Source organism: Pseudomonas sp. Ost2, from assembly GCF_018326065.1.
GTDB lineage: Bacteria > Pseudomonadota > Gammaproteobacteria > Pseudomonadales > Pseudomonadaceae > Aquipseudomonas > Aquipseudomonas gingeri.
In genome coordinates, this window is sequence record NZ_AP021904.1 from 387,178 (window position 1) to 412,892 (window position 25,715).

Here is a 25,715-nt window from a genome sequence, read left to right on the forward strand (position 1 = left end):
CTGTCGGCCTGATTTTTGGCTTTTAGCGGTCCGTCAGGATCGATGTGCCGGTCATCTCTTCGGGCTGCTTCAGGCCCAGAAGCTTGAGCATGGTCGGTGCGACGTCGGCCAATACCCCGCCTTCACGGACTTTCAGCTCGCGCTTGCCGACGTAGATGAACGGTACCGGCTCGGTGGTGTGGGCGGTATGGGCCTGGCCGGTGGATTCGTCTTCCATCTGCTCGACGTTGCCATGGTCGGCGGTGATCAGTGCTTCGCCGCCGACCTTGTCCAGGGCCTCGACGATACGTCCTACACACAAATCCAGGCATTCCACGGCCTTGACGGCCGCGTCGAACACGCCGCTGTGGCCGACCATGTCGCCGTTGGCGTAGTTGACCACGATCACGTCATAGCGCTGGTGCTCGATGGCGTCGACGATCCTGTCCGTGACTTCCGGGGCGCTCATCTCCGGTTGCAGGTCGTAGGTGGCGACTTTTGGCGACGGGATCAGGATGCGTTCCTCGCCCGGGAAGGGTTCTTCCCGGCCGCCGGAGAAGAAAAAGGTCACGTGGGCGTATTTTTCGGTCTCGGCGATACGTAGCTGGGTCTTGCCGTTTTTCGCCAGGTAGTCGCCCAGCACGTTTTCCAGGCTGCCCGGGGCGAAGGCCGACGGTGCGGGAATGCTGGCGGCGTACTGGGTCAGCATGATGAAGCCGGCCAGTTTCGGCTGGCGGGCGCGCTCGAAGTCCTTGAAGTCGTCTTCGACGAACACGCGGGTCAGTTCGCGGGCGCGGTCGGCGCGGAAGTTCATGAAGACCACGGCGTCGCCGTCTTCGACCCGGACTTTTTCGCCGATGCTGGTGGCCTTGACGAATTCATCGCTTTCGCCGCGCTCGTAGGCGGCCTGCAGGCCGTCCTGGGCGGTGGCGGCCTGGAATTCGGCCTGGCCGTCGACGATCAGGTTGTAGGCCTGGGCCACGCGGTCCCAGCGGTTGTCACGGTCCATGGCGAAATAACGCCCCACCAGGCTGGCGATACGGCCCTTGCCCAGGGTGCGGAAGGTTTCGTCCAGCAGCTCGATGGACGACTGCGCGCTTTTCGGCGGGGTGTCGCGACCGTCGAGGAAGGCGTGCAGGTAGATCTTCTGCGCGCCGCGCTTGAATGCCAGCTCGGCCATGGCGACCAGGTGGTCCTGGTGGCTGTGCACGCCACCGTCGGACAGCAGGCCAAGGATATGTACCGCCTTGTCGGCGGCCACGGCCTTGTCCACGGCGGCGCAGATGGTCGGGTTTTCGAAGAATTCGCCGTCACGGATGGCCTTGGTGACGCGGGTGAAGTCCTGGTACACCACCCGGCCGGCGCCGAGGTTCATGTGACCGACTTCCGAGTTGCCCATCTGCCCGTCCGGCAGGCCGACATCCATGCCGGAGCCCGAGATCAGGCCGTTGGGCATGGTCGCGGTGAGGCGGTCGAGTACCGGCTTGCTGGCCGAATAGACGGCGTTGTAGTCATGGCTCTCACTGTGACCGAAGCCATCCAGGATGATCAGGACCAAAGGTTTAGGCGTGGTAGTCATGGATGGCTCTCGCGGCGGGATTGAAAGGACATGGAAAAAAGAGTCGCAGTTTAAAGCCAAGTTCAAACGCAGTCACCGCCGGGCGGGGTTTGGCCCACCTTGACGGCTGTGTATACTGGCCGACATTTTAACGCCCTGGAACCTCCTGATGGTTGCTCACCTGATTGAATTTGCCTCTAGCCACTATTTGTTAGCCGGTGCCTTCGTGCTGCTGCTGGCATTGCTGATCGCTCATGAAATGAGCCGTGGGGGCGCGAGCCTCAGCACGGGCCAGCTGACCGCGCTGGTCAACAAAGACCAGGGCGTGGTCATCGACCTGCGTCCGAGCAAGGATTTTGCTGCCGGTCACATCGTCGGCGCGCTGAACATTCCCCAGGACAAGCTGATGGCTCGTGTCGGCGAACTGGAAAAACACAAGGCCAAGACCCTGATTCTGGTCGACGCCCAGGGCCAGCACTCCGGGACCCACGCCCGCGAACTGCTCAAGTCCGGCTTCACCGCGGCCAAGCTGTCCGGTGGTATTTCCAGCTGGAAAGCCGACAATCTGCCATTGGTGAAGTGATATGACCCAGGTTGTCGTCTACTCCAGCGATTATTGCCCGTACTGCTCGCGCGCCAAGCATCTGCTGGCGAGCAAGCAGATTGCCTTCGAAGAGATCAAGGTCGATGGCAAGCCGCAAGTGCGTGCTGAAATGGCTCACAAGGCCGGGCGTACGTCCGTGCCGCAGATCTGGATCGGCAGCAAGCACATCGGTGGTTGCGACGACCTGTTCGCTCTCGAGCGCGCCGGTAAACTGGACGCACTGCTCAACGTCTGACTCTGAAACCCTAAAGACCTGAAGATCAAGAAGGATCTGCGATGACTGACCAACAGAACACAGCTGCCGGCGACGAAGAAAGCCAACCGCAATTCTCCCTGCAGCGCATCTATGTGCGTGACCTGTCCTTCGAAGCTCCGAAAAGCCCGGCGATCTTCCGCCAGCAGTGGGAGCCAAGCGTCGGCCTGGACCTCAATACCCGCCAGAAAGCCCTGGAAGGCGACTTCCACGAAGTGGTGCTGACCCTGTCGGTTACCGTCAAGAACGGTGAAGAAGTTGCCTTTATCGCCGAAGTTCAACAGGCAGGCATCTTCCTGATCAAGAACCTCGACGCGGCTTCCATGAGCCACACCCTGGGCGCGTTCTGCCCGAACATCCTGTTCCCGTACGCCCGCGAGACCCTGGACAGCCTGGTGACCCGTGGTTCGTTCCCGGCGCTGATGCTGGCTCCGGTGAACTTCGATGCCCTGTACGCGCAAGAGCTGCAGCGCCTGCAGGAAGAAGGTTCGCAGACCGTTCAGTAATGCTGAACCTGTAGGAGCTGGCTTGCCAGCGAAGGGGCCCTCAAGAACGCCAAGAGCTTCGCGGGCAAGCCCGGCTCCCACGAGGCACCCAGGCTCTGATGGAGTGTGCAAACGCTCCAGGCTCCTGTAAAAAAAGCGCCGTCACCGGCGCTTTTTTTATTCAGGCGAAACCCAGCTGGCGCCAGCCCTCGTAGACTGCCACCGCTACCGTATTCGACAGGTTCAAGCTCCGGCAGCCTTCGCGCATCGGCAGGCGCAGGCGTTGCTCGCCGGGCAGCGCGTCCAGCACCTCGGCCGGCAGTCCACGGCTTTCCGGGCCGAAGAGAAAGGCATCGCCCTCGGCGAACCGGGCATCGTGGAACAAGCGCGAGCCCTTTGTGGTGAAGGCAAACAGCCGTGGATGGCCCAGGCTTTCCAGGCAACTGGCGAGGTCCGGGTGGGTCTTGAGCGTGGCGTACTCGTGATAGTCGAGACCGGCCCGGCGCAGGCGCTTGTCGTCCAGTTCAAAGCCGATGGGTTCGATCAAATGCAGGTGGCAGCCGCTGTTGGCGCACAGCCTGATAACGTTGCCGGTATTCGGCGGAATTTCTGGTTGAAAAAGGATGACGTGAAACATGCACGGCTCCGAAGATGAAGATGGGCAGCATTCTACCCCCGAAGAGGACCCGCGACCGAAGCTATTGCCGCGGGTGCTGGGATCCCTGGCGATTGTCGGCCTGATGGTGGGCCTGATGATCGGTCGCCTGACCGCGCCCGAGCCCTTGCTGTTGCAGCAGGTCGAGGCGGCGCCGGATACGCTGGTGCTGTGGTTCAGTGCCGAGCCGAAGATCCATGGCGAGCAGGTCGATGGCACCGTGGCGCTGTTGATCGATGCCGAGGGCAAGGCGCAGAACGGTCGCCTGACGGTGGCCGGCAGGGACGCCAACTGGCGGGTGCGCCTGAGTGACAAGGGGTTGTTGGTGACGCTGCTGGCCGCGCGTCCCCTGCAGGGCGAGTGGGCCGGTGCGGAGGTCGATGGGCGCTGGAGATTGGTGGTCAATCTCCGTGAGGAATAAAAGAGGGAATCTCCGGCCTGCCTGTACCAAAGCTCCCAAAACGGTATCGGACTCGTCGCTTCGAGCGGTGTGAGTCGCGGCTGTAAAGAAGGGGATTCCCGGCCTGCCTGTACCAAGGTCCCCAAAACGGTTTGGGATTCGTCGCTGTGAGCGGTATGAATCCCGGCTGTTAAAGAGGGAATCCCCGGCCTGCCTGTACCAAGGTTCCCGAAACGGTTTTGGACTCGTCGCTGTGAGCGGTATGAGTCCCGGATGTAAAGAAGGGGATTCCCGGCCTGCCTGTACCAAGGTCCCCAAAACGGTTTGGAACTCGTCGCTGTGAGCGGTATGAGTTCCGGGTGTAAAGAAGGGGATTCCCCGGCCTGCCTGTACCAAGGTCCCCAAAACTGGGTTGTACCAGGGGTATTGCAGGGGGCGTGCCAGCTTTTGCAAAGCGCCAATGCCTGGCTCAATAATTTCCAGGATCCAGCTGAAAGCCCCGGAATACGGGCGGTTCCCGGTGGGGCAGGCAAAAGCGGGTGACGCTGGCGCCACCCGGATTCCTGCCCGATAGCGGTTCAATGTGCATTGTCGTGGTGCATGCCTCTCCCTTGCAGGAGCCGGCTTGCGGGCGATGAGGCCAGTAAGTCCTGCATCGACCTTGCCGACGTCATCGCCAGCAAGCCGGCTCCTACAGGGGGGCACGTATCTGTCTGCCGGGCAATAAAAAACCCCCTGCAACCGGGCTGCAGGGGGTTTGGCTTGAGGCGGGGGGTCAGCCCTCGTCGCTTTCGTCGTCGTCCGCGCCATCGACCTTCATGCCCAGCTCCTTGATCTTGCGGGTCAAGGTGTTGCGGCCCCAGCCCAGCAGCACGGCGGCGTCGCGACGGCGGCCGGCGGTGTGCTTGAGGGCGGTCTCGATCATGATCCGCTCGAAACTCGGCACGGCGCTGTCCAGCAGGCTCGATTGGCCACGGGCGAGGGCCTGGTCCGCCCACTGGCGCAGGGCCTGCTCCCAGTTGGTCACCGGGGCCGAGTCCTGCGGCAGGTTCAACAGCTCCGGCGGCAGGTCGCTGATATGCACTTCGCGACCGGAGGCCATGACCGTGATCCAGCGGCAGGTGTTTTCCAACTGGCGCACGTTGCCGGGCCACGGCAGGTTCTTCAGGTATTCCTCGGTTTCCGACTTCAGCAGCTTCGGCTCGACCGACAGTTCCTGTGCCGCACGGGCGAGGAAGTGCTTGGCCAGGGTCGGGATGTCTTCGCGACGGTCCGACATCCGCGGGATATGGATGCGGATCACGTTCAGGCGATGGAACAGGTCTTCGCGGAATTTGCCGGCGTGGACCAGGGTTTCCAGGTTCTGGTGGGTCGCCGCAATGATCCGCACATCGACCTTGACCGGCGTATGGCCGCCGACCCGGTAGAACTCGCCATCGGCCAGCACCCGCAGCAGGCGGGTCTGGGTGTCGGCCGGCATATCGCCGATTTCGTCGAGGAACAGGGTTCCGCCGTCGGCCTGTTCGAAGCGTCCACGGCGCAGGTTGGCCGCGCCGGTGAAGGCGCCTTTCTCATGGCCGAACAGCTCCGACTCCATCAGGTCCTTGGGGATCGCCGCCATGTTCAGCGCGATGAACGGCGAAGCCGCGCGTGGGCTGTGGCGGTGCAGGGCGTGGGCCACCAGTTCCTTGCCGGTACCGGACTCGCCGTTGATCAGCACGGTGATATTGGAGTGGCTCAGGCGCCCGATGGCGCGAAACACTTCCTGCATCGCCGGCGCTTCGCCGATGATTTCCGGGGTGCGGGTCAGCGTCGGCGGCACGTCCAGGCCTTGCTGTTCCTGGGCGTGCTGGTTAGCGCGCTTGACCAGCGATACCGCTTCGTCGACGTCGAACGGCTTGGGCAGGTACTCGAAGGCACCGCCCTGGTACGACGCCACGGCGCTGTCGAGGTCGGAATGGGCGGTCATGATGATCACCGGCAGGCGCGGGTGCTGCTCGCGAATCCGCGCCAGCAGGTCCAGGCCACTGGCGCCGGGCATGCGGATATCGGAAATGATCACGTCCGGCTGCTGACGGGCCAGGCGGCTCATCACGCCGTCGGCACTGTCGAAGCTCTGGGTGGTCATGCCTTCCTGTTGCAGGGCTTTTTCCAGGACCCAGCGGATAGAACGGTCGTCATCGACGATCCACACGGTTTCACTACGGCTCATGTCGATGCGGCTCCTTGTTCCAGGGGCAGGAAGATCGAGAAGGTGGTATGGCCAGGATGGCTCTCACACTCGATCAGGCCCTGGTGCTGGCTGATGATGTTCTGGGTAATGGCCAGGCCCAGTCCGGTACCGTCCGGACGACCACTGACCATTGGATAGAAGATGGTTTCCTGAAGTTCGGCAGGAATGCCCGGACCGTTGTCGATGATCTCGATCTTGGTCACCAGGCGGTGGCGGACGTGGCCGATGGTGAACTGGCGGATGGCCCGGGTGCGCAGGCTGATGCGGCCCAGGCGCAACTCGTTCTGGCTGCTGATGGCCTGCATGGCGTTGCGCACGATATTGAGCACGGCCTGGATCATCTGTTCACGGTCGATCAAAACGTCGGGGATGCTCGGGTCGTAGTCGCGCACCAGGGTGATGCAGCCCTGGCTTTCCGCTTCCACCAGGCTGCTGACCCGCTCCAGGACTTCATGGACGTTGGTCATGGACAGCGATGGCAACTTGTTCGAGCCGAGCATGCGGTCCACCAGGTTTCGCAGGCGGTCGGCTTCCTCGATGATGACGTTGGTGTAGTCCTTGAGGCTTTCTTCCGGCAGTTCGCGGGCCAGCAACTGGGCGGCGCCGCGAATCCCGCCGAGGGGGTTCTTGATCTCGTGGGCCAGGCCGCGCACCAGCATCTTGGTGGTTTCCTGCTTGGACAGCTGGGCCTCTTCCTTGGTGATGCGCAGCAGGCGATCACGGGGATGGACTTCCAGCAGCAGCATGGTTTCACCCTGGCTGAGAATCGGTGTCACGGCGTAGTCGACGGTCAGGGTCTGGCCGGTCAGCGCCGTCAGCATGGCTTCGCGCTTGGTGAACGGGTGCGCCTGCTCGACGGCCTGGCGCAGGGAGTTCAGGGCCTCGGTCGATTCGGTGAACAGCTCGCTGATGAACTGACCATGGCTGCGCTGGCCGCTGATGGCGAGCAACATTTCGGCCGCCGGATTCATGTACTCAAGGCGCAGTTCGGCATTGAGCAGGATGGTCGCGGTGGTCAGGTTGTCGAGTAGCAGTCTGTGCAGGGCGTCGCTGATGGTCATGGGGACCTCTTTTGGAGCATGGCAAACGGGGCCGGTCCCGATTTGCGCGCGCGAACAAGGCGCCGATACGGGGAAAATGCAAAAACCAAACCAAGGCTCCGAAAAGAAGCGCGAATTGCCTGAAATGGGCGTTTCAGGCTCGATTGAGTGGCGTTCTGCCAGTTCCGGCGGGTACTTTCGAACCAAAATGGGCTTCGGTTCGGGTAGGTGTGCAGTTTAGTGCACCAGCATGGTGCTTTTGTGTCGCGAGGCTACAGAAACGGCAGGAAGCTGCTTTTTTCTTCCTTGGGCTTGTCCGCCAGCGGGCATTCCGGCCGCTGGCCGTAGTCGGCGAGCTGGCAGGGTTGTGCCTGGCGCTTCTGGCTGAGGGACATGCGCACCATATGGAACGGCTGGTTGGCGGTACGCTCGGCGATGCGCCCCTGTTCGTCGAGGATTTCCACGGCGAGCTGGTGGCTGCCGCGATCGATGTTGTTCAATGCGAACACCGGGCTGGGGCCGGGAGCGCCGGTGGGCTGGCCGTCCAGCAGCAGGCGGTAGCCATGGCCGGGCTGCAGGCCCGGTTCGCTGGTGACGCTGACGATCAGGTCGCCCTCGGTGCTGCGGACCGTGGCATCCGGATCGGGCACCAGGATGCGCACCATCTGGTAGTGGAAGATCGGTTTCGGCTTGGCCTTGGCCGTGCTGCTGGCGGGCGTCGGCGTCGGGCTGCCGGGGTTGGCCGACATGCGGTTGCTCGGCGCCAGCGGCACTCGCTGGGCACCCTTGCGGGGCTGGTCGGTGAAGACCCGGTTACCCTGGTTGTCGATATAGGTGTAGACCTCGGCCAGCGCCGGCAGGGCCAGCAGTGGCAGGGCCAGCAGTGGCAGGGCCAGGCATAGCGCCCGTGGGAACAATCGAATCATGAACAGCTCAAGGTTTATGCACCCGTTGGACGGTGAACGGCACGGTAGGGCTTTGCTGAACCACCTGCTCGCCGGCGAGGGCTTGCACGCTGAGGGTGTGATCGCCACGGTCGACGTTCACCAGTTGCAGGCGCGGGACATTGCCGGGCTGGCCATAGGGATTGCCGTCGAGTACCAGTCGCAGCAGATGCTGGCGCTGTAGCCGTGGCTCCATCTTCACGCCGACGGTAAAGGTCCCGTTGTTGGCGCGCAGGGCTTCCTGGGTGGGAATGTCGGTCAGTTCGAACACGCTGTAGGGCGCGATATCTGCCGCGGCTTTCGTCGGCTGCGCGGTTGCCGGCTGGACAGCGGCCGGTTGGCTCGGCTTCTGTATCTCGACGCTGTTGAGCGGCGGCAGCTCCACGGCCTGGGCGGCGGTGCCGTCGGGCGGCTGGTTGCTGTAGGCGGTATTGCCGTTGGCATCGGTGTATTTGTAGATCTGCGCCGATACGGGCAGCGCCAAGGCCAGCAGCAGGTAAAGCAGAGGTCGACCCATGGAGACTCCCGGTGATGGTCCTGGCTGGGGCGCGTCGTTCAACGGCGTCCCGCTGTCAGCATAGAGCACAATCCCGGGGCTTTTCACTGTGGCTTCAGGCACAGCTCGCCCGTGGCGCGGATCAGCGCCAGGTCGTGGACGGTGTCCGAGGCCAGGGCGTCGCGGGTCTGGCTCAGCCAGGCCGGGCATTGCGGGTCCTGCCGGTAAGGGGCGAAGGCCGCATAGTGTTGCAACAGCCGGGTCTGCAACTGATCCAGCGCCGGGCGGATCTGCGTGACGAGGTCGGGCCTGGGGATGACCGGGGCCTTGTCGGCCGCTCGCCATTCGGCCAGCAGCGCGTACTGGACCAGCTTGTTGGCTTCGATCTGCGCCGCGACGAACTCGCCGATGTCTTCGGTCTGGAGCTTGTAGGTTGCCGCCTGCTGCCGGGCATTGGCGATCACCTGCTGTTCGCGCGGGGTATCCTGGATCGGCTTGCCGCTGTCCCATTTGGTCAGGGCCACCTGGTCGGCGATGCTCAGGCGCTCGCTGATGGCCTGCAGCAGGGGCGCCAGGGCATCGGGAGCTTTCGCGGGGGCAGGGGCGGCGAGGACGTTGGCACTCAGAAGGCTGGCAAGCAGCAGGCTCACAATACGGTTGTTCGGCAGCATGGCGGGCTTCGACTTTTTCGGTGGCGGATGCAGGCCCAGAGTTAACGTCACAAGGCCCTGCGAGCGCCAGCGCATTTTCATGAAAAAGCGTATTCCCACGGCTGTCGTATCCAGCCGTGGGGCGCGCGCCATCCATGTCGGGTCAGTCCGGCCCGGTCGCCTCCGACAGCGCCATGCCTTCGCTGCCGGCATAGAACACCATCAGGTCCACCGGGACGGCCCCGGTCCTGGCGCGATGCTCGACATTGACCACGGCGGCGATCGTATCGCCGGATTTCAGCAGGGTCTGCTTGTTGCCTTGCCGCGTCTCGACCAGCACTTCACCGGAGATGATGTAGGCGGCGCTGGGGATGGGGTGGATATGCCAGTTCAGTTCGGTATCGGCGGGGATGTTGATCCTCAGCAGGGTCAGTTCCGGCGGTCCGGCGGGATAGGCTTCATAGGGGGTGCCGTCCCAGCCGCTGCTGGCGCGCAGCAGGACTTCGGCGGTCGGGGTGGCGGGTGTCTTCGGTTCGCTGCTGTCGAGCTGTTCGGCAATGGTGCTTGAAGGAAACGTCATGGGTTAACTCTCCGTGTCGGGTTGCATTCGCCGTCCGTGCGTGGCGGTTTCCGTAGGATTTGGATCCAATCCCGGAGAGGATAGTCAACGCTGGTCTGAACGCCTTGGCTAGTGCCTAAACATTGCAAGAAATCTCGAATCGCCCCGTCGTCGGCCCCGAAAAACCTCGCCCATGAAAAATGCCCCGTACCTTTCGATACGGGGCATTTTCTGAAAGCAGCGCCTGCTCGTGCAGGCGCAACCGGATCAGCAGCTGTAGTACAGCTCGTATTCCAGTGGGTGTACGAAGGTACGGACCTTGATTTCTTCTTCGCTTTTCAGCTCGATGTAGGCATCGATGAAGTCGTCGCTGAAAACGCCGCCCTTGGTCAGGAACGCACGACCTTTGTCCAGCTCTTCCAGGGCTTCTTTCAGGCTGCCGCAAACTTGTGGGATCTCTTTGGCCTCTTCAGGCGGCAGGTCGTACAGGTTCTTGTCGGCAGCATCGCCAGGGTGGATCTTGTTCTGGATACCGTCCAGGCCGGCCATCATCAGTGCGGCGAAGGCCAGGTAAGGGTTGGCAGCCGGATCCGGGAAGCGGGCTTCGATACGACGGGCTTTTGGGCTGTTGACGTAAGGAATACGGATCGAGGCGGAACGGTTGCGAGCCGAGTAGGCCAGCATTACCGGAGCTTCGAAACCTGGGACCAGACGCTTGTAGGAGTTGGTCGACGGGTTGGTGAAGCCGTTCAGGGCCTTACCGTGCTTGATGATACCGCCGATGAAGTACAGGGCGGTGTCGGACAGGCCGGCATAACCTTCGCCGGCGAAGGTGTTCTTGCCATCCTTGGAGATGGACATGTGAACGTGCATACCCGAGCCGTTGTCGCCGTACAGCGGTTTTGGCATGAAGGTAGCGGTACGGCCGTAGGCATCAGCCACGTTGTGTACGCAGTACTTCAGGGTCTGGACTTCGTCAGCCTTGGCAACCAGGGTGTTGAACTTCACGCCGATTTCGTTCTGGCCGGCAGTCGCCACTTCGTGGTGGTGAACTTCGACGGTCTGGCCCATCTCTTCCAGCGCGTTGCACATGGAAGTACGGATTTCGTGGTCGTGGTCGAACGGAGGAACCGGGAAGTAGCCGCCCTTGATACCTGGACGGTGGCCCTTGTTGCCGCCTTCCACGTCCTGGTCGGACATCCACGAACCTTGTTCGGAGAAGATCTTGAACATGGAGCCGGAGATGTCGGACTTGAACTTGACCGAATCGAAGATGAAGAACTCGGGCTCTGGACCGAAGAAAGCGGTGTCGCCGATACCGGTGGACTTCAGGTACTCCTCGGCGCGACGGGCGATTGCACGTGGGTCGCGGTCGTAGCCTTGCATGGTCGACGGCTCGATCACGTCGCAGACCAGGATCAGGGTCGGCTCTTCGGTGAACGGGTCGAGCACGGCAGTGCTGTCGTCCGGCATCAGGATCATGTCGGAAGCTTCGATGCCTTTCCAGCCGGAGATGGAGGAACCGTCGAACATCTTGCCGATTTCGAAGAATTCGTCGTCCAGCGCATCGCGAGCCGGCATGGTCACGTGGTGCTGAGTACCTTTGGTGTCCGTGAAGCGCAGATCAATCCACTTAACGTCATGATCTTTGATGAGTTGAACCGACTTCGACATGGTGTCCTCCGGGTGGCTTCGGGCTGGGTAGTGGAGTTAGCCCTGAAATAGTGGTGATGCCGGCGCGAATACTCGGCCAAGGCAACCTGCCTCACAAGGGAGCAAATTGCATGCCAGTGCCCCGTGATGGGTTTTTTGCCCCAATCTCAAGCGTTCCAGCCAGCATAGGAGAATTTCGGTGCATGGAATGCACCTTTATGGTGCTGAAAAATGCATTGGCGGTCTTTTTTGGTGCGATAAAACCGTCTGTACAATAACTGGTTAAACCTTGAGCAATTTCCGCTATAATCCGCGCCCCCCTTTTTCGGCCGGCCCTTCGCGCGCTGTTTTCATGAAACTAATCGTAAAAGTCTTCCCCGAAATCACCATTAAGAGCCGCCCTGTCCGGATGCGTTTCATCCGCCAGCTGGCCAAGAACATCCGTGCCGTGCTCCGTGACCTGGACCCGGCCGTGGTGGTGAATGGCGTGTGGGACAACCTCGAGCTGCAAACCGCGCTGACCGACCCGAAGGCCCTGCACGAGCTGACCGCGCGCTTGTGCAATACCCCGGGGATCGCCCATTTGCTGCAGGTCGACGAGTACCCGCTGGGCGACTTCGACGACATCACCGCCAAGTGCCGCCAGCACTACGGCGACGTGTTGCCGGGCAAGGTCTTTTCCGTGCGCTGCAAGCGCGCCGGCAAGCACGTCTTTACCTCGATGGAGGTGGAGAAATACGTCGGCAGCCAGCTGCGCCGCCAGTGCAACGCCGCCGGGATTTCCCTGAAAGAGCCGGAAATCGAAGTGCGGATGGAAATTCGCGACCAACGGTTGTTTGTCATCCACAGCCAGCACGACGGCCTCGGCGGTTACCCGCTGGGTTCGGTCGAGCAGACCCTGGTGCTGATGTCCGGCGGCTTCGACTCCACCGTTGCCGCCTACCAGATGATGCGTCGCGGCCTGATCAGCCATTTCTGCTTCTTCAACCTCGGCGGGCGCGCCCACGAACTGGGGGTGATGGAAGTCGCCCATTACCTGTGGAAGAAGTACGGCAGCTCGCATCGGGTGCTGTTCATCAGCGTGCCGTTCGAGGAAGTTCTGGGAGAAATTCTCGGAAAAGTCGATAACAGTCATATGGGCGTAGTATTGAAGCGTATGATGTTGCGCGCGGCCGAAGTCATGGCCGATCGGTTGCACATCGATGCGCTGGTCACCGGCGAGGCGATTTCCCAGGTTTCCAGCCAGACGCTGCCGAACCTGTCGGTGATCGACTGCGTGACCGAGAAGCTGGTGATCCGCCCGCTGATCGCCAGCCACAAGCAGGACATCATCGACCTGGCGACCCGGATCGGCACGGCCGACTTCGCCAAGCACATGCCCGAATACTGCGGGGTGATTTCGGTCAACCCCAAGACCCACGCCAAGCGCGGTCGCGTGGAACACGAAGAGAAAGAGTTCGACATGGCGATCCTCGAGCGTGCGCTCGAGCGAGCCAAACTGGTGCCGATCGATCGGGTGATCGACGAATTGGGCCAGGACTTGCAGATCGAAGAAGTCAGCGAAGCGCTGGCGGGTCATATCGTGATCGACATCCGGCATCCGGATGCCGTGGACGATGAGCCGCTGGAACTCGCTGGCATCGAGGTACAAGCGATGCCGTTTTATGCACTGAACGCTCGTTTCAAGGAACTGGACCCTACTCGCCAGTACCTGCTGTATTGCGACAAAGGCGTGATGAGTCGCCTGCATGCCCACCATTTGCTCAGTGAGGGGCATGCCAATGTGCGCGTTTATCGACCGAGCTAAGTGCCCGGGGCTGTTTGCCTGTGGCCTGCGTCACCGGCCCCCGACGCCGCCGTCAAGCTGTAACGGCCACGCCGGACACTACTGTCAATCGCTGCCAAGACTTGTCAGCACACCGAATCCTCTGATCGAGATACACAAGTGATCGAAAATCTACGCAACATCGCCATCATTGCTCACGTTGACCATGGCAAGACCACCCTGGTAGACAAACTCCTGCGTCAATCCGGCACCCTGGAGCGCAACGAGCTCAACGACGAGCGCGTGATGGACTCCAACGACCAGGAAAAAGAGCGCGGTATTACCATCCTGGCGAAAAACACCGCCATCAACTGGAACGGCTACCACATCAACATCGTGGACACCCCGGGCCACGCCGACTTCGGCGGCGAAGTAGAACGCGTGATGTCGATGGTCGACTCCGTTCTGCTGCTGGTTGACGCTCAGGACGGCCCTATGCCGCAAACCCGTTTCGTGACCAAGAAGGCTTTCGAAGCCGGCCTGCGTCCGATCGTGGTAATCAACAAGGTCGACCGTCCGGGCGCGCGTCCGGACTGGGTTCTGGACCAGATCTTCGATCTGTTCGACAACCTGGGCGCCACCGAAGAACAGCTGGACTTCCAGGTCGTCTACGCCTCGGCCCTGAACGGCATTGCCGGTCTGGACCACACCGAAATGGCGGAAGACATGACCCCGCTGTACCAGGCGGTCGTCGATCACGTTCCGGCGCCGAAAGTCGACCGTGACGGTCCGTTCCAGATGCAGATTTCCGCACTGGACTACAACAGCTTCCTGGGTGTGATCGGCGTTGGCCGTATCGCTCGTGGTCGCGTCAAGCCGAACACTCCGGTCGTCGCCATCGACGCCGACGGCAAGCGCCGCAACGGTCGTATCCTGAAGCTGATGGGTCACCACGGCCTGCACCGCGTCGACGTTGAAGAAGCTTCTGCCGGCGACATCGTCTGCATCAGCGGCTTCGACCAGCTGTTCATCTCCGACACTCTGTGCGACCCACTGAACGTCGAAGCGATGAAGCCGCTGACCGTTGACGAACCGACCGTATCCATGACCTTCCAGGTCAACGATTCGCCGTTCTGCGGTAAAGAAGGCAAGTTCGTGACTTCCCGTAACATCAAGGAACGTCTGGACAAAGAGCTGCTGTACAACGTGGCACTGCGCGTTGAAGAAGGCGACTCGGCCGACAAGTTCAAGGTTTCCGGCCGTGGTGAGCTGCACCTCTCGGTTCTGATCGAAACCATGCGTCGCGAAGGCTTCGAAATGGGCGTTGGCCGTCCGGAAGTGATCATCCGCATGGTAGACGGCGTGAAGCACGAACCGTACGAGAACGTCACCATCGACCTGCCGGAAGAGTCGCAGGGCGCAATCATGGAGCAGATGGGTCTGCGCAAGGGCGACCTGACCAACATGGTTCCGGATGGCAAGGGCCGTGTGCGCCTTGAGTACAACATCCCTGCCCGTGGCCTGATCGGCTTCCGTAACGAGTTCCTGACCCTGACTTCCGGTGCTGGCATCCTGACTTCGATCTTCGATCGTTACGACGTGATGAAGTCCGGCGACATGTCCGGCCGTCAGAACGGCGTACTGGTTTCGGTCGAAACCGGCAAGGCGCTGACCTACTCGCTGGAAACCCTGCAGGCGCGTGGCAAGCTGTTCGTCGAACACGGCCAGGAAATCTACAACGGTCAGATCGTTGGTCTGAACAGCCGTGACAACGACCTGGGCGTCAACCCTACCAAGGGCAAGAAGCTCGACAACATGCGTGCTTCGGGTAAAGACGAAACCATCGCCCTGGTTCCACCTGTTCGCTTCACCCTGGAACAGGCTCTGGAATTCATCCAGGACGACGAGCTGTGCGAAGTCACTCCGAAGTCCATCCGTCTTCGCAAGAAGATCCTGGACGAAAGCGAGCGTACCCGCGCTGCCAAGAAAGCCAAGGCTTGATCATCTAGCCCCGGCTGAATGAAAAACGCCCCCGACCGCAAGGTCGGGGGCGTTTTTGTTTGTCTGGCCGAAATGCTGATGCAACCCCTGGCTCAAGACTGTCGCAAAACCTGTAGGAGCCGGCTTGCTGGCGATGAGGCCAGTGAGCTTTGCATCGCCTGATCGGCCGTCATCGCCAGCAAGCCGGCTCCCACAAAGAGGCGCCCCGCAGTCTGGCGCCCTCTGTGGGAGCGGGCTTGCCCGCGAATGGCCGGTCAGAACCGTTCCAGCGTCCTGATCGGTGCCTGGGGCGCGGCGGGTTTTGGCTTGTAGGCGCAATACCCCGGGCGTGGCCCGATTTTTGGATGGTTACGGCAGGTGTCCGGACGTTTTTCGTAGATGGTGCACAGCCGTGACTTGCGATCCAGGTACAGGCAATCGTTGTTGCTCATGCGCTGCAGGGTGAAGATCTCGCTCTTCTGGTTGTAGCGCTCGACGATCCCTTCCTTCTGCAGGCGCTTGGCGATGTTCTTCGGCGGGTCGCCGCGCTCGAACTCGTCGACGATGCCGATGCGGATCAGGTCCTTGATCTTCACCTCGACGGGCAGGGTGCAGCAGCTGGACATGCAGCCTCCGCACATATGGCTGGAGTATTTCTGCCAGGTTTCGAGGCGGTCGAGTTCCGCGGCGGCGATCAGGGTGGGTTTCATCCGGCTGTTGTCCAGGGTGTATCAGGGCGCGCGATGATACCGGGGCTGGTGGATTTGTGAACAACCTTTTGAAGGTTTTTCCCACAACCGCACGTTTGAAGGGAGTTTGCCGCATGGTTGCATCTTTTTGGAGCATTCCGGATTTATCGGGCCTTTCCCGCGATGCTCGGAAAAAAGCCCGAACCAGAGCCATCGCTCTGTGTCGAACCGACTAGGCTCAGACAACTCGCCTTTTAAATCGTCCATCTCGCTAGAGGTCGCATCGATGTCTCAGGAACCGCTTGTCCGTGACGCTGAGGTGGCTGCCTTTCGTGCCGCCGTCCTTGCCAAACTCACCTACGCGGTGGGTAAAGATCCCGACCACGCGTTCGATCACGACTGGTTCGAGGCGATTGCCCTGGCCGCACGCGACCATATGGTCGAACACTGGATGGATCACACGCGACAGATCTATCGCAAGGGCCAGAAGCGCGTCTATTACCTCTCCCTGGAATTCCTGATCGGCCGGCTGCTGTACGACAGCCTGAGCAACCTCGGCCTGCTGGATATCGCCCGCGAGGCGCTGGTGGATCTCGGCGTGGACCTGGAGCGCATCCGCCTGCTGGAGCCCGACGCGGCCCTGGGCAACGGTGGCCTGGGGCGTCTGGCGGCGTGTTTCATGGAGAGCATGTCGACCTTGGGCATCGCCGGCCATGGTTATGGCATTCGCTATGAGCACGGTCTGTTCCGCCAGGCCATCGTCGACGGCTGGCAGCAGGAGCAGACCGAGAACTGGCTGGACTTCGGCAACCCCTGGGAGTTCGAGCGCGCCGAAGTGATCTACCCGGTGGGCTTCGGCGGCAGCGTCGAAACCGTGCAGGACGAGACCGGCCTGAGCCGGCAGGTCTGGTGGCCGGCGGAAACCGTGCGGGCGGTGGCCTACGATACGCCAGTGGTCGGCTGGCGCGGCGCCAGCGTCAACACCCTGCGGCTGTGGCGGGCACGGGCAACGGAAGAGCTGCACCTGGAGCGCTTCAATGCCGGTGACCACCTGGGAGCGGTGGCCGAAGTGGCCAGGGCCGAAAGCATCTCCCGCGTGCTCTACCCGGCGGACAGCACCGAGGCCGGCCAGGAACTGCGGCTGCGCCAGGAATACTTCTTTGTCTCCGCGTCCCTGCAGGACCTGCTGCGCCGGCACAAGAACATGCATGACTCGGTGCTCAGCCTCGGCGAGCACGCGGCGATCCAGCTCAATGACACCCACCCGTCGATTGCCGTCGCCGAGCTGATGCGGCAACTGGTCGACCTGCACGGCGTGACCTGGGATGCGGCCTGGCAGGTCACGGTCGAGACGCTGTCCTACACCAACCACACCCTGCTGCCCGAGGCCCTGGAAACCTGGCCGGTGGGGCTGATGGAACGCATGCTGCCGCGGCATATGCAGATCATCTATCTGATCAACGCCCAGCATATCGACGCGCTGCGGTCCAAGGGCATCCACGATTTCGACGTGCTGCGCGCGGTATCGCTGATCGAGGAAGACAACGGGCGTCGGGTACGCATGGGCAACCTGGCGTTCCTCGGCTCCCACAGCGTCAACGGCGTGTCCGGCCTGCACACGCAACTGATGCGCAGCACGGTGTTCTCCGAGCTGCACAAGCTCTACCCGGAGCGGATCAATAACAAGACCAACGGCATCACCTTCCGCCGCTGGCTGTACCAGGCCAACCCGAAACTCACCGAGATGATGGTCGATGCCCTTGGCCCGGAACTGCTCGACAATCCCGAGGAGCTGTTGCTGGGATTGGAGCCGTTCGCCGAGAAGGCGGGCTTTCGCAAGCAGTTCGCCGAGCAGCGCCTGCACAGCAAGCGGGCCCTGGCGGCGCTGATCCAGGATCGCCTGGGGATCGCGATCAACCCGGCGGCGATGTTCGATGTGCAGGTCAAGCGGATCCACGAGTACAAGCGCCAGTTGCTCAACCTGCTGCATACCGTGGCCCTGTACCAGGCGATCCGTGCCGAGCCGGAAACCGACTGGGTGCCGCGGGTGAAGATCTTCGCCGGCAAGGCCGCCGCCAGCTATCACCAGGCCAAGCTGATCATCAAGCTGACCAACGATATCGCCCGCACCGTCAACAACGACCCGACCGTGCGCGGCCTGCTCAAGGTGGTGTTCCTGCCCAACTACAACGTCAGCCTGGCGGAAAGCATCATCCCGGCGGCCGACCTGTCGGAGCAGATCTCCACCGCCGGCTTCGAGGCCTCGGGTACCAGCAACATGAAGTTCGGCCTCAACGGCGCGCTGACCATCGGCACCCTGGACGGGGCCAACGTGGAGATGTGCGAGCGGGTGGGCCAGGAGCACATGTTCATCTTCGGTCTCAGCGCCCAGCAGGTGGAGTCGCGCAAGCGCAACGGCGAGTTCAGCGCGGCGCCGGATGTGGCCGCCTCCCATCGTCTCAACGATGTGCTGCAGGCCATTCGTGGCGGTGTGTTCTCCCCGGACGATCCGGCCCGTTATGTCGGCCTGATCGATTCGCTGATCGACTACGACCGCTTCCTGGTCTGCGCCGACTTCGATGCCTACTGGGCCGCCCAGGCCCGGGTCGAGGCGCACTGGCATGACAGCAAGGAATGGTGGCGTTCTGCCGTACTTAACAGCGCGCGCATGGGCTGGTTTTCTTCGGACCGGACCATCCGCGAATACGCCACCGATATCTGGAAAGCGCTGGAGTAATCTTTTGCAATAAGTTGTGAGGCCGACCCCACTCCCGTGGGGCCGGATCGATATACTACGCGGCAGATCGGCCGGGGCATCAGTTCCCGGCCCCGTCACGCCGCTTAGGGATATCGCGCATGCAATGGATTCTGATGCTGGTCGGATTGGCGTTGGGCTGGATGGTCGACGAGGCCGTTGCCGACGCCCTGATCGGTGCGCTGCTCGGACTGGGAATCGGCCAGGCGTTTCGCCTGGCCAGCCTGGGTCGGCAGGCGGCCGAGCAGTTGAGCCAGTTGCAAGGGGCGAAAACCGCCCTGGCGAATGTCGAGGCGCGTGTGCGCCAGCTCGAAATCTCCGGCACGAGGGCGCCCGAAGAAGCCCCAGCGGCATCCGCCGCCGTCGAACCTTCACCGCAGATGGTCGAGCAGGCACCAGCTCCGGCCCAGACCGCCGAGCCGATTGCGCAGCCGGTTCCCGAGGCGCTGCGCGCCGTCCCCGAACTGATCTGGGAACTGCCCCCCGAGCTTCACGAGCCTGTGCGGCGCGATGAACCGCAAGCCCTGCGCCCCGAAGTGGAGGCCTGGGCACCGGAACCGATGCAGGCCGAGGCACGCCAACCGGCCCCGCCGCGGGTTCCGCGTGAGCCCAACCTGATCGAACGTGCCCTGGCAGGTGCGCGCAACTGGCTGTTTGGCGGCAACACCGTGTTGCGGGTCGGCGTGCTGCTGCTGTTCCTCGGCCTGGCGTTCCTGCTGCGCTACGCCACCGAGGGCATGGTGGTGCCGATCGAAGTGCGCTACGCCGGGGTGGCCGCCTGTGCCCTCGGCCTGCTGGGCCTGGGCTGGTGGCTGCGCCTGCGCAACAGCAACTATGGCCTGATGCTGCAAGGCACCGGGATCGCGGTGCTGTACCTGACGGTCTTTGCCGCGATGCGCCTGCACCCGTTGCTCGATCCTTCCGCCGCGCTGGGCCTGCTGGTGGCGGTCACGGTGTTCTCGGCGATTCTCGCGGTAACCCAGGACGCCCTCGGCCTGGCCGCCGCTGCCGCCCTGGGCGGCTTCGCGGCACCGATCCTGACATCCACCGGCTCCGGCAACCATGTCGCGTTGTTCAGTTATTTCGCCCTGTTGAATGCCGGGATCCTCGCCATCGCCTGGTTCAAGGCCTGGCGCCTGCTCAACCTGATCGGTTTCGTCGGCACCTTCGGCATCGGGTTCGCCTGGGGCCTGCGTTCCTATCAACCGCAATTGCTGTGGAGCACCGAGCCGTTCCTGGTGCTGTTCTTCCTGATGTACCTGGCGATCGGCCTGTTGTTCGCCCGACGCAAACTCCGTGAACTGGCGGTCGGACCGCAGGACGACAGTCGCGAGGGGCTGCTGCGCTGGTCGGCGCGCCAGGGCGACTATGTCGATGGCACGATGCTGTTCGGGCCGCCGCTGGTGGGCTTCGGCCTGCAGTTCGCATTGGTCCAGCACCTCGAGTTCGCGGCGGCGTTCAGCGCCCTGGCGCTGGGTATCGTCTATATGGGCCTGGCCCGTCTGCTGGTGGGTGGCCGCGCCTTGCTGCTGGGCGAGACCTGCCTGGCGCTGGGCGTGATCTTCGCCAGCCTGGCGATTCCCTTGGGCCTCGACGCCCGCTGGACCGCCGCGGCGTGGGCGGTGGAGGGCGCGGGCATTTTCTGGCTCGGCCTGCGCCAGCAACGGCCGTTCGCCCGGGCCTTTGCCTTGCTGCTGCAAGTGGGGTCGGCGCTGGCGTTCCTCGATACCCTGCAAGGCGGTGAGACCAGCCTGCTCGATGGCGCGCCGCTGGGGGCCTTGTTGTTGGGACTGGCGCTGCTGTTCAGCTTCCAGCAGTTGCGCCAGGCCCCGGCGGACCAGACGGAGGCCTGGGAGCGCCGGACGATTCCGTTGCTGGCCTGCCTCGGCCTGACCTGCCTTTATCTGCTGGCCCCGCTGTTTTTCTTCACCCAGGGCACGGCCATCAGTTGGGCGCTGGCCGGACTGGTGACTCTGTTCGTGGGGCTGCGCCTGCAATCGCGCAGTTTCCTGTTCAGTGCCTTTGCCGTGCAGTTGCTCGGCGGCGCCTTGTTCCTGTTGCGCCTCAAGGGCGCCGAAGGAGACTCGACGGCCGTCTTCAGCGCGGGCTGGAATGGCCTGATGAGCGCTTCGCTGATCGGCCTGTCGCTGATTGCCGGGATGTTGCTGGCGGCGCGGGACGAGATGGTCCGCGGCGATACGCGCCTGTTGCGGGCATTGTCGGTGATCCTGCTGGCGGGCCTGGCGCTGATCAACCTGGCGGTGCTGTTTGTCCTGCCCTGGGCCACGGCCAGCGGCGTGTGGGCGGCCAGCGGCCTGCTGATCATCTGGCTGAGCCTGTATCTGCAACAGCGCCTGAGTTTTGTCTTCGGCCTAGTGTTGCAGGTGGTGGGTGGCACGGCCTTTCTGCTGGCGGATCGGCCGCATCCCGGTTCCCTGGAGGAGAGCGCCTTGCCGCTGCTGGCCAATAGCGGTTTCTGGACGCCGATGGTCCTCGGCATCGTGGCCTTGATCGGCGCCTGGCGCCTGCAAGCGGGCAAGACCGCGACGGCGTTCGATGGCTTGCACCTGCGGCGCCTCTCGCAAGTGCTGCTGACCTGGGGCGCGCTCTGGTGGTTTGGCGCCCTGTGGTATGAAGTGATGCGGGCGACCGGGAATGACGGCTGGCAATTCTGGATGTTGCTGGTGCCGGCCGGCAGCGTTGCGCTCTGGAGCGTGTTGGCCGCGCGCCTGCGCTGGCCGGACATGGCCCTGCTCTGCACGGTGCTGGTGCCCGCCTCGGCACTGGTGCTGCTGATGAGCTGGTCGAGCCGCTACCACCCGGCGGCGAACTTCGGCTGGCTCGCCTGGCTGGCGGTGTTCGTCGTGCATCTGCTGTCCTTGCGCAAGCTGGCGCCGCAACTGCCGGCCCGTGCCTTGAGCATCGCCCATGTGCTGGGCTGCTGGTTGATCCTCGGCGTGCTGGCGCTGGAACTGCGCTACGGCCTGCTGCTGTTGTCCGAACACTACAACGCCTGGCGCTGGCTGGGTTACGCGGTGTTGCCGAGCCTGTACCTGGTGCTGATGGCGGCGCCGCGCAACGGGCCATGGCCGATTGCCGCCCATCCGCGCGAATACCGTCTGTACGCGGCCCTGCCACTGGCGTTGCTGATGCTTGCCTGGTTCTGGCTGGCCAACACCTTCAGTGATGGCAGTGCCGAGCCACTGCCCTATGTGCCGCTGCTCAACCCGCTGGAACTGGGGCTGCTGTTCGCCCTGATGGGGATCTATATCTGGTCGCGCAGCGCGGTGCCGCAGTTCGGTATCCGCGCCGGCCAAGCCGAATGGGCGACCCAGGCGGTGGCGGGGCTGTCGTTGTTCGCCTTCGTCACCGCGCTGGTCATGCGGGCCGCGCACCATTGGGGCGGCGTGCCGTTCCAGCTCGATGCGCTGCTGGAGTCGATGCTGGTGCAGGCCGGGCTGTCGATTGCCTGGAGCCTGATCGCCCTGAGCCTGATGATCGGCGGGCACCTGCGTCATCGTCGCGAAGTCTGGCTGATCGGTGCGGTGTTGATCGCGCTGGTGGTGGCCAAGTTGTTCTTTGTCGAGCTGAGCAACCGTGGCGGACTGGCGCGGATCGTCTCGTTCATCGGCGTGGGCGTGCTGATGCTGGTGGTCGGGTATTTCGCCCCGCTGCCGCCGAAGCGCCCGGATGTCGAACCGCCGCAAGTGCCAAATGAAGGAGTGTCATCTTGATTCGTAAGCTGAGCCCGGGCTGCCTGGGCATTCTGCTGCTGTGCGTCGGCGCGTCGTTGGCGGCCCAGGAAAAACCGGCCGACTACGCCACGCTGGTGCCCCTGACCCTCGGCGGCGAAGGGCCCTGGTATCGCGTGGAGCTGCCATTGACCTTGCAGGCGCAATCGCGCCAGCCCGAGCTGAACGATGTGCGGGTATTCAACGCCGCGGGCGAAGCCCAGGCCTATGCCTTGCTCAAGGAGCAGGCGCAGTCGACGGAACAGCGCCATCAGGTCGATGTGAAGTGGTTCCCGCTCTACAGCTCGGCCGACGCGCCCCAGGCGACGCCCAGCGTGCGCGTGCAATCGACCACCAGCGGCACCCTGGTCGAAGTGACCCCGTCCAGCCAGCTGGAAGTCGGCGAGGAAGTGCTGCGTGGCTGGTTGCTCGATGCCAGTGCGATCAAGGCGCCGTTGCAGCAACTGATCCTCGACTGGACCAGCGAGCGCGACGGCTTCCAGCGTTTCAGCATCGAAGCCAGTGACGATTTGCAGCACTGGCAGTCCTGGGGCGATGGACAGGTCGCACGGCTGTCGTTCGCCGACGAACGGATCGAGCAGCGCGAAGTGACCCTGCCCGGTCAGTCGGCGCGTTACCTGCGCCTGTTGTGGCAGGCGCCGCAGTCGGCGCCGGTACTGAATGCCGCGCAACTGGTGAGCAGCACCAGCAGCCTGTCGTTGCCGCTGGCCTGGTCGCAACCGCTGGCGGGCAGCAGTGCCAAGGCCGGCGAGTACACCTGGACCGTGCCGGCCGGACTGAACCTGGAACAGGTGCGGATCGACCTCGCCCAGCCCAACAGCCTGGCGCCGGTGCGCCTGTATGGGCGGCGCAACGCCAATGAGGCCTGGCAGGCGCTGACCAGCGGCCTGCTCTATCGCCTGACGCAGAATGGCCAGGACGTGGTGCAGGACAGACTCGAGCTGTCCGGTTACGCGGTGGCGCAATTGAAACTGGTGGTCGACGAACGTGGTGGCGGTCTCGGTGCGACGGCGCCGGCCCTGAGTTATGCGGTACGACCGACGCAACTGGTGTTTCTGGCGCGCGGCAATGCGCCGTTCTCCCTGGCGCTGGGCAATGCGACGGTCGCCGCGGCGAACCTGCCGCTGTCGACGCTGATTCCGGATTACAGCCCGCAACGCCTGGCCGGGTTGGGCAAGGCGACACCGGGTTCGGCGGTGGTGGTCGCGGCGCAACCGCCGGCGGTCGTGGCGCCGCCGGGCACCGACTGGAAGAAGATCGGCTTGTGGGCGGTCCTGCTGCTGGGCGTGGCGGCGCTGGCGGGGATGGCCTTCAGCCTGTTGCGCAAGCCACAGGCCTGAAGACTGCCCCAGCTTGCTGCGTCCCCTGTGGGAGCCGGCTTGCCGGCGATGAGGCTCTTGAGAGCTGCCTCGCCCCTGCGACCGCCATCGCCGGCAAGCCGGCTCCTACAGGTGGGGGCGTCAGTGCTGGCCGACCACCGGGTCTTGTCTGCCCTGGGCGCCTGGCGGTGCTTTTGGGCTACGCTGAATCCGACCTGTGAACTCTCTGTGCGCCATCCGAGTCTGATCAGGAGGATTTGCAACGCAACTCGCGTTAAACTGCGCGGGTTTTCAGACCCCCCTTTCTCCGGAGCCATCCATGTCCCGCGTTACCCTGAGTCGCTATTTGATTGAGCAGACCCGCAGCAACAACACGCCTGCCGATCTGCGTTTCCTGATCGAAGTGGTCGCGCGTGCCTGCAAGGAAATCAGCCATGCCGTCTCCAAGGGCGCGCTGGGTGGGGTGCTGGGCAGCATGGGCACCGAGAACGTGCAGGGCGAAGTGCAGAAGAAGCTCGACGTGCTTTCCAACGAGATCCTGCTAGAAGCCAACGAATGGGGCGGTCACCTGGCCGGCATGGCGTCCGAGGAAATGGACAATGCCTACCAGATCCCCGGCAAATATCCGAAAGGCGCCTACCTGCTGGTATTCGACCCGCTGGACGGTTCGTCGAACATCGATATCAACGCCCCGGTCGGTACGATCTTCTCGGTGCTGCGCTGCCCGAACGAATACCTGAGCCAGAACGAAGCCCTGAACGAAAAGGCCTTCCTGCAGCCAGGCACCCAGCAGGTTGCCGCCGGTTATGCCATCTACGGCCCGCAGACCATGCTGGTGCTGACCCTGGGCGATGGCGTGAAAGGCTTCACCCTTGACCGTGAAATGGGCAGCTTCGTGCTGACCCACGAAGACATCACGATCCCGGCTTCCACCCAGGAATTCGCGATCAACATGTCCAACCAGCGTCACTGGGAAGCGCCGGTACAACGCTATGTCGGCGAATTGCTGGCCGGCGAAGAAGGCCCGTTGAAAAAGAACTACAACATGCGCTGGGTCGCCGCGATGGTTGCGGACGTGCACCGCATCCTGACCCGGGGTGGCCTGTTCATGTACCCGCGCGACAGCCGCGAGCCGTCCAAGCCGGGCAAGCTGCGTCTGATGTACGAAGCCAACCCGATGTCGTTCCTGGTGGAGCAGGCGGGCGGTGCGTCCACCGACGGCCACCAGCGCATCCTCGATATCCAGCCCGAAGGCCTGCACCAGCGTGTGGCCGTGTTCCTCGGCTCGAAGGAAGAAGTGGCCCGGGTCACCGGCTACCACAAGGAGTAAATCCATGTCCGCGCCCTGGCAGCCGTTACTCGATTGGTGGTTCGGTTCTGCCGGGACGCCGGTCGCGATAGTGGCCGACAAGGGACGGTTGTGGTTCGGCAAGCGTGACAGCCAGGACCTCGAGGCGCGCGAGCGTTTCGGGGACCAGGTCGAGCAGGCCCTGGCCGGCGGACTGGTCGAGTGGACGCAATGTCCCGAAGGCTGGCTGGCCGTGGTACTCCTGCTCGATCAGTTGCCACGGATGATCTTTCGCGATACCCCGCACGCTTTCTCCGGAGACGCTCGCGCCCAGGCGCTGGTGGCCCAGGGCATTGCCGCGGATTTCGACCGGCAACTGCCGGCGATGCAGCGGGTGTTTATCTACCTGGTGTTCGAACACTGCGAGAACCTGGCCGTGCAGAACGAAGCGGTGTCGCGCTTTGCGGCGTTGCTCAGGGAGCAGCCGGCGGAGCAACAGGCGGTGTTTGCCGACAACCTGGACTATGCCGAACGGCATCAGCAAGTGATTGCCCGGTTCGGGCGCTTTCCCCATCGCAATGCCATTCTCGGCCGTGAGTCCACGGATGAGGAAGTGGCGTTTTTGCGGGAGCCCGGTTCACGGTTCTAAGAGGTGCTG

At 63.1% G+C, this 25,715-nt stretch carries 21 protein-coding genes; 11 read left to right on the forward strand and 10 right to left on the reverse strand.

The genetic code is table 11. The features are described 5' to 3' along the window. Positions 1-22 precede the first annotated feature (22 nt). The gene (gene gpmI, locus KI243_RS01740; protein WP_042935650.1) at positions 23-1,558 is read right to left on the reverse strand and encodes a 2,3-bisphosphoglycerate-independent phosphoglycerate mutase; all 1,536 of its coding nucleotides are present in this window, start codon (positions 1,556-1,558) and stop codon (positions 23-25) included. A gap of 148 nt (positions 1,559-1,706) precedes the next feature. Between gpmI and KI243_RS01745 the strand changes: the two genes are divergently transcribed. The 3 genes from KI243_RS01745 to secB are packed head-to-tail and all read left to right on the forward strand — an operon-like array spanning position 1,707 to position 2,900. Beyond that, a complete protein-coding gene (locus KI243_RS01745; RefSeq protein ID WP_017126981.1) occupies positions 1,707-2,120 on the forward strand; it encodes a rhodanese-like domain-containing protein in 414 nt (137 codons plus the stop codon). Position 2,121: 1 nt separating this feature from the next. Beyond that, entirely contained in the window at positions 2,122-2,376 is a 255-nt protein-coding gene (gene grxC, locus KI243_RS01750) for a glutaredoxin 3 (RefSeq protein WP_017126980.1), read from the forward strand. 41 nt (positions 2,377-2,417) lie between these two features. Then, positions 2,418-2,900, forward strand: a complete 483-nt coding sequence (secB, locus tag KI243_RS01755; RefSeq protein ID WP_017126979.1) for a protein-export chaperone SecB — start codon at positions 2,418-2,420, stop codon at positions 2,898-2,900. A 160-nt stretch (positions 2,901-3,060) separates the two neighbouring features. Here the strand turns inward: secB and KI243_RS01760 are convergent, their stop codons facing one another. Further along, positions 3,061-3,516, reverse strand: a complete 456-nt coding sequence (locus tag KI243_RS01760; RefSeq protein ID WP_017126978.1) for a tRNA (cytidine(34)-2'-O)-methyltransferase — start codon at positions 3,514-3,516, stop codon at positions 3,061-3,063. On the opposite strand from KI243_RS01760, the gene KI243_RS01765 reads away from it, so the two are divergent. Then, positions 3,515-3,955, forward strand: coding sequence for a hypothetical protein (locus KI243_RS01765; protein ID WP_177083550.1), 441 nt, complete (start codon positions 3,515-3,517; stop codon positions 3,953-3,955). The genes KI243_RS01760 and KI243_RS01765 overlap by 2 nt on opposite strands. A 754-nt stretch (positions 3,956-4,709) precedes the next feature. On the opposite strand, the gene ntrC is transcribed toward KI243_RS01765, so the two are convergent. The 7 genes from ntrC to glnA form a co-directional block, all read right to left on the reverse strand. Beyond that, positions 4,710-6,146, reverse strand: coding sequence for a nitrogen regulation protein NR(I) (gene ntrC / locus KI243_RS01770; RefSeq protein WP_017126976.1), 1,437 nt, complete (start codon positions 6,144-6,146; stop codon positions 4,710-4,712). After that, complete coding sequence (gene glnL, locus KI243_RS01775; RefSeq protein WP_017126975.1) at positions 6,143-7,228, reverse strand: nitrogen regulation protein NR(II); 1,086 nt, start codon at positions 7,226-7,228, stop codon at positions 6,143-6,145. The genes ntrC and glnL overlap by 4 nt, the downstream gene beginning before the upstream one ends. A gap of 251 nt (positions 7,229-7,479) precedes the next feature. Beyond that, positions 7,480-8,133 (reverse strand): DUF4124 domain-containing protein, encoded by a 654-nt coding sequence (locus KI243_RS01780; RefSeq protein ID WP_212810385.1) that lies wholly within the window; start codon positions 8,131-8,133, stop codon positions 7,480-7,482. Between the two features lie 7 nt (positions 8,134-8,140). After that, positions 8,141-8,668, reverse strand: a complete 528-nt coding sequence (locus tag KI243_RS01785; protein ID WP_177127975.1) for a DUF4124 domain-containing protein — start codon at positions 8,666-8,668, stop codon at positions 8,141-8,143. A gap of 83 nt (positions 8,669-8,751) precedes the next feature. After that, positions 8,752-9,318: a chorismate mutase gene (locus tag KI243_RS01790; RefSeq protein ID WP_017126972.1), complete on the reverse strand. Its 567-nt coding sequence runs from the start codon at positions 9,316-9,318 to the stop codon at positions 8,752-8,754. Between the two features lie 142 nt (positions 9,319-9,460). Then, positions 9,461-9,877 carry a cupin domain-containing protein gene (locus KI243_RS01795; protein ID WP_017126971.1) on the reverse strand — a complete coding sequence of 139 codons (417 nt, stop codon included), beginning with the start codon at positions 9,875-9,877 and terminating at the stop codon, positions 9,461-9,463. 246 nt (positions 9,878-10,123) lie between these two features. After that, positions 10,124-11,530: a type I glutamate--ammonia ligase gene (gene glnA, locus KI243_RS01800; protein ID WP_017126970.1), complete on the reverse strand. Its 1,407-nt coding sequence runs from the start codon at positions 11,528-11,530 to the stop codon at positions 10,124-10,126. Between the two features lie 331 nt (positions 11,531-11,861). Here glnA and thiI point away from each other — a divergent pair, with 331 nt between their 5' ends. Together thiI and typA are read left to right on the forward strand one after the other, a co-directional pair. Next, complete coding sequence (thiI, locus tag KI243_RS01805) at positions 11,862-13,316, forward strand: tRNA uracil 4-sulfurtransferase ThiI (protein ID WP_103032930.1); 1,455 nt, start codon at positions 11,862-11,864, stop codon at positions 13,314-13,316. Positions 13,317-13,454: 138 nt separating this feature from the next. Continuing rightward, positions 13,455-15,275, forward strand: coding sequence for a translational GTPase TypA (gene typA, locus KI243_RS01810; RefSeq protein WP_017126969.1), 1,821 nt, complete (start codon positions 13,455-13,457; stop codon positions 15,273-15,275). Between the two features lie 254 nt (positions 15,276-15,529). On the opposite strand, the gene KI243_RS01815 is transcribed toward typA, so the two are convergent. Further along, positions 15,530-15,964 carry a YkgJ family cysteine cluster protein gene (locus tag KI243_RS01815; RefSeq protein WP_017126968.1) on the reverse strand — a complete coding sequence of 145 codons (435 nt, stop codon included), beginning with the start codon at positions 15,962-15,964 and terminating at the stop codon, positions 15,530-15,532. A gap of 265 nt (positions 15,965-16,229) precedes the next feature. Here KI243_RS01815 and KI243_RS01820 point away from each other — a divergent pair, with 265 nt between their 5' ends. The 5 genes from KI243_RS01820 (at position 16,230) to KI243_RS01840 (ending at position 25,706) form a co-directional block, all read left to right on the forward strand. Continuing rightward, the gene (locus KI243_RS01820) at positions 16,230-18,680 is read left to right on the forward strand and encodes a glycogen/starch/alpha-glucan phosphorylase (protein WP_042935647.1); all 2,451 of its coding nucleotides are present in this window, start codon (positions 16,230-16,232) and stop codon (positions 18,678-18,680) included. 119 nt (positions 18,681-18,799) lie between these two features. Then, positions 18,800-22,432, forward strand: a complete 3,633-nt coding sequence (locus KI243_RS01825) for a DUF2339 domain-containing protein (protein WP_017126966.1) — start codon at positions 18,800-18,802, stop codon at positions 22,430-22,432. Continuing rightward, positions 22,429-23,790: a DUF3999 domain-containing protein gene (locus KI243_RS01830; protein ID WP_103032932.1), complete on the forward strand. Its 1,362-nt coding sequence runs from the start codon at positions 22,429-22,431 to the stop codon at positions 23,788-23,790. The genes KI243_RS01825 and KI243_RS01830 overlap by 4 nt, the downstream gene beginning before the upstream one ends. Positions 23,791-24,088: 298 nt before the next feature. Then, positions 24,089-25,099, forward strand: a complete 1,011-nt coding sequence (locus KI243_RS01835; RefSeq protein ID WP_017126964.1) for a class 1 fructose-bisphosphatase — start codon at positions 24,089-24,091, stop codon at positions 25,097-25,099. 4 nt (positions 25,100-25,103) lie between these two features. After that, the gene (locus KI243_RS01840) at positions 25,104-25,706 is read left to right on the forward strand and encodes a DUF924 family protein (RefSeq protein ID WP_017126963.1); all 603 of its coding nucleotides are present in this window, start codon (positions 25,104-25,106) and stop codon (positions 25,704-25,706) included. The last annotated feature ends 9 nt before the right edge of the window (positions 25,707-25,715 follow it).